At 49.4% G+C, this 881-nt stretch carries 2 protein-coding genes; both read left to right on the forward strand.

Features of this window, described 5'->3' with window-relative positions; genetic code table 11:
* On the forward strand, positions 1–411 hold a 411-nt coding region (locus VI25_RS19365; RefSeq protein WP_161806985.1), incomplete at its 5' end, for an N-acetylmuramoyl-L-alanine amidase.
* A gap of 63 nt (positions 412–474) precedes the next feature.
* Positions 475–881: MlaD family protein (locus VI25_RS19370; protein WP_152981710.1), on the forward strand; the 407-nt coding region annotated here is incomplete at its 3' end.

The following is an 881-nucleotide window of genomic DNA, read 5'->3' on the forward strand; positions in this document are numbered from 1 at the left end:
CACAAAACCGACGCAAACCTGGGGGTAGCCAAGCGCGAAAACGCCGTTATTCTGCAAGAGGACAATTACAAGGAACGCTACAATGGATTTGATCCTACCTCGCCCCAAAGCCATATTCTATTTTCTCTCTATCAGAGCGCACACATCGTCAATAGTATTCGGTTTGCCCAGAAAGTAGATCACCAGTTTCGTACTACTGTGGGTCGCCCTTCCCGCGGTGTAAAGCAAGCGGGTTTTCTGGTCCTCTGGAAATCTACCATGCCTTCGGTTCTGATTGAGTCAGGCTTTCTGACGAATCGAGGTGAAGAACAGTATCTCAACGATAAAGCCGGACAAACGTATATAGCAGCGGGTATCTACCGGGCATTTCGCGACTACAAAAATGAGTTGGAAGCTATGAATGGTGAATAACCACCCGGCGGGCCCAGCAGGCCAGCTTCCAACTCCTATTTTTCTCATCCAACTCCTGACCCCGTGTCGAAAGAAATAAAAGTAGCCCTATTGGGCATCGTCGCTATTGCCTTGCTTGTGGTTGGGTTTAACTTTCTGAAGGGGAGTAACTTGCTTTCTTCTGATCGTACATACACTGCCAAGTATGACAACGTAGATGGTCTTGCTGTTGGCAACCCGGTTATTCTGAATGGTATTAAGGTAGGCCAGGTAAAGGAAATGGTTCTGCTACCGGAGGAAGCCAATCGGGTGCGCGTGTCGCTCGAACTGCAAAAGGGCGTAACTGTGGGCGACTCTACTGTGGCTAGCCTTAGTGGGTCGCTGCTAGGCTCTAAAACCATTACGCTCTTTTTGGGCAAGAACACCAAGGTGTTCGATGGCGGGGAAGAACTGCGTTCCTATACGGTAGCCAGCATCACAGATGCTTTCCA

Source organism: Hymenobacter sp. AT01-02, assembly GCF_000961955.2.
Lineage (GTDB): Bacteria > Bacteroidota > Bacteroidia > Cytophagales > Hymenobacteraceae > Hymenobacter > Hymenobacter mucosus.